Source organism: Vibrio sp. V12_P9A6T4 (genome assembly GCF_963874835.1).
GTDB lineage: Bacteria > Pseudomonadota > Gammaproteobacteria > Enterobacterales > Vibrionaceae > Vibrio > Vibrio anguillarum.
In genome coordinates, this window is record NZ_CAWNJO010000003.1 from 1 (window position 1) to 4,085 (window position 4,085).

Genomic DNA, 4,085 nt, shown 5'->3' on the forward strand with positions numbered 1-4,085 from the left:
ATATTATCCATACCCACATGCGCATATAACGCCCGGCTAAGGGGTTGACAACGCACCGCCGAACTCAAAAAAACACACCGTAAACACTGAACTTCAATTTTGCACTAAAGTCGCCACGCGTTGGCAATCCCTCTTGAGCCGTTTGTTAGGCCAACCGATTGATACCAACACTTTTAAAACCAAAGAACAGGGCTTTTTTACAAACTTAAAACCAACTAACCGATTCATTTATAAACCAAAACCCTAAATCAGCACAGAAACAAGAAAACTCAAATTGAGCGATTTGGAAGAAAAGTGACGAGCGTAGCATGCTCGGCGGACGTTTGGATTCTGAAGGTTATTTTGCCGATGAATTCACAGCGATAAACAACCCAACGCGATCAAGAAACAGCAAATATGTGATGATTATTTATTGCTTAAGCTAAGCCAGAAAACATGAAATTTACCGTTCAATCCCAACTCGATTTAGCTGATAAAAACTCACCTTGCCTAACGCCCGGCTAAGGGGTTGACAACGCACCGCCGAACTTAAAAAACACACCGTAAACACTGAACTTCAATTTTGTACTAAAACCGCCACGCGTTGGCAATCCCTCTTGAGCCGTTTGTTAGCTGCTGCACTTTAGCCGGAGATTTACCACCCAACGGCCTAATTTAAAACACATTATTGCTTTCAAACGACAAAGTAAAACGGACAATTTAGAAACTAAAACCTAATCCACGAAACGCACTTGGCAAAGAAGAAATAACAGGAAAACTTGACGAGCTTCTAGGACTTAAATTTACAAAGAATTCTTTCGAAGAAGCCAACAACCAAGTGCGCAAAACCCATTTAGGCGCGAAAGAGCTTCAAAACCAAAAAAGCCACACCAAAGAAATAAACAAACACACCACTTCCCGTAAATAGACTTCGGTTAGTTCAACCACTTCACGAACAGTGCCACTGGCGAGATACGCGGAAAAGTGCTGACTTTCAGGTGTAAAGCTAGAGCCTCAGACTAAGAAAAATAAACGCTTAACTTTATGATTTTTCTTAACCTCAGCTAACGCCGCATTAAGGGGTGAACAACGCCTCCACCCAACCTAAAGCATTGTGCCATAAACACTAAATTTGAAGTAGAACCAAAACTGCCAAGCGTTGAGAATCCCTCTTAAATGCTTTGTTATATGTTTAATCCTTCAGTCCACTTGGTGAAGTTTTTGCGTGTTTGGAATACACAACTGTCAAAAGAATTAGCCTGAACCTCGGCGAAATCTGGCGGAAAACCAGTCTGATAACGGAAGGAGCCACCAGTTCTCAGAACCTCTTCCCACGTTCTGATGCTACGAATTCCAGTTTGAAAACCACTTGTTGCTTGCACTAGCTCTATTGGTTTTTGATATAACCAAGCACTTAAACTTGGAAACGCGTTAAATACAGATTTGGGAACTACAAGCAAATGCGGTTCCCCCTGCATAGGATGACCAGGCTTAAACCCCCACGCTCTTTCCAAAAAAGCTTCGATAGGGAACAAATCATCGCTGGTTGTAGCTTCCGAGTAAAACAAGCCACTGTAATGATCAGTAATCATATAATGGACAACATGTGTTTTTGTATAACTTGATGATTTACCAATAACAGCTTTAAACGGAGTAGATTGGCGCTTAAACTTACCTTGCTTCGTTACATAGAAATGCTTAGAGACTGTAACAACCAGTTGATGAACATGATTTGAATAATCCGAACGATATCTTACTTGCACAGTGACTCCTGCTTTCGCTGATAAACATATAACGCCCGGCTAAGGGGTTGACAACGCACCGCCGAACTCAAAAAACACACTGTAAACCCTGAACTTCAATTTTGCACTAAAGCCGCCACGCGTTGGCAATCCCTCTTGAGCCGTTTGTTAGGCCAACCGATTGACAACGATACTTTCAAAACCAAAGAACGAGCTTTTTTGTAAACTTGAAACAAACTAACCGATTAATTTATAAACCAAAATGCCAAATCAGCAAAGAAACCAAAAAACTCAAATTTAACGGTTTGGAAGAAAAGTGACGAGCGTAGCATGCTCGGCGGACGTTTGGATGCTGAAGGTTATTTTGCCGCTAAATTCACAACAAAAAGCAACCCAACACGATCAAGAAACAACAAATATGTGATGACGATTTATTGCTTAAGTCCAGCCATGAGAACATGGAATTCGCCGTTCAATTCAAACCCGATTTAGCTGATAAAAACTCACTTTGCCTAACGCCCGGCTAAGGGGTTGACAACGCACCACTGAACTCAAAAAACACACTGAAAACACTGAACTTCAATTTTGCACTAAAACCGCCATGCGTTGGCAATCCCTCTTGAGCCGTTTGTTATGCAAATTCAATGAGATAAACAGAATTTACACGACCAAAAGCCACAATTGCAATGGTTGAGTGATTCAAGAATCAACCCAAGCAAGAACTGTGATAAATGAGCCGCCAAAACAAAGTCCACCTTTCAGCACCAAACCAAGCTTTTGTGTCAGGAAAACTCAACGAGCGAAAACGTCAGCAAGTACAAAATGCTCGATAAACTTGCCCTTTCCACACTTTGTGCCCACTGAATTTACAACGCGCCAACGCTAAAACTCATTGAGGCAAACAAAGAAATTTGCCTGTTTTACGGTTCGAGTTGACCACGAATTTTAGGGTGAAAAGGCTCATTTGCCGACAACATAAAACGAACAGCCGGAGAAATCTCAAAAGATTGAACTCCTAAATTTACCTGAGTTGCATAACGCCCGGCTAAGGGGTTGACAACGCACCGCCGAACTCAAAAAACCACTGTAAACACTAAACTTCAATTTTGCACTAAAGTCGCCACGCGTTGGCAATCCCTCTTGAGCCGTTTGTTAGGCCAACTGATTGACACCGGCACTTTCAAAACTAGAGAACGAGCTTTTTTGTAAACTTGAAACAAACTAACCGATTCACTTATAAACCAAAATGCTAAATCAGCAAAGAAACAAAAAACTCAAATTTAGCGGTTTGGAAGAAAAGTGACGAGCGTAGCATGCTCGGCGGACGTTTGGATGCTGAAGGTTATTTTACCGATGAATTTACAGCGCTAAACAACCCAACGCGATCAAAAAACAACAAATATGTGATGACGATTTATTGCTTAACTTAAGCCAAAAAACATGGAATTTACCGTTCAATTCAAACTCGATTTAGCTAATAAAAACTCACTTTGCCTAACGCCCGGCTAAGGGGTTGACAACGCACCGCCGAACTCAAAAAACACACTGTAAACGCTGAACTTCAATTTTGCACTAAAGTCGCCAAGCGTTGGCAATCCCTCTTGAGCCGTTTGTTATAAGCAATTTTTAGTTGATCCTCTTGAGATGCTTTTGGCTCACCCAATAAAAAGACGATTTATAACGAATCATAGCCCAACCGCTGACAAATGAATGCACATACACTCTTTGACCTTTACTTAAAGTACCAACAATCTCTTTCGAACCAAATGGATTGTCGCGAACATTTAGTTTGGTAGCAGTTACCTCATAGTCGCCAGCTATTATTTCACTTTGAGATGTATATTTAGATGACTGAACACTAGTAGAAGATTTTGGTGATGTGTAAGTATTTGAGGAGTAAGTGCCTATACGACAAGTTTTCTTCCATGAAATGCATGAGTTTCCACATGGCTGCCCTTTTTTACAGTTCTTGGCTTGAGCGTTGAACCCAAAAGTCAAACCAAGGAACAAAACTAAAAGAATCTTATATTTCACTCTCATTATTCCATAATTGCTTATAACGCCCGGCTAAGGGGTTGACAACGCACCACCGAACTAAAAAAACATACTGTAAACACTGAACTTCAATTTTGCACTAAAGTCGCCAAGCGTTGGCAATCCCTCTTGAGCCGTTTGTTAGCTGCTGCACTTTAGCCGGAGATTGACTACCCAACGGCCTAATTTAAAACACATTATTGTTTTCAAGCGACAAAGTAAAACGGACAACTGAGAAACTAAAACCTAACCCACGAAACGTACTTGGCAAAGAAGAAATAATAGGAAAACTGACGAGCTTCTAAGACTTCAATTTACAAAGAATTCTTT

General features: G+C 41.0%; 2 protein-coding genes. Both read right to left on the minus strand.

From position 1 onward, the window contains the following. Positions 1–1,163: 1,163 nt before the first annotated feature. Positions 1,164–1,742, minus strand: a complete 579-nt coding sequence (locus tag AACQ42_RS00050) for a hypothetical protein (protein WP_094166206.1) — start codon at positions 1,740–1,742, stop codon at positions 1,164–1,166. Positions 1,743–3,347: 1,605 nt separating this feature from the next. Continuing rightward, on the minus strand, positions 3,348–3,755 hold the full coding sequence (locus AACQ42_RS00055; protein ID WP_170899740.1) for an SH3 domain-containing protein: 408 nt from the start codon (positions 3,753–3,755) through the stop codon (positions 3,348–3,350). Between the last annotated feature and the right edge of the window lie 330 nt (positions 3,756–4,085).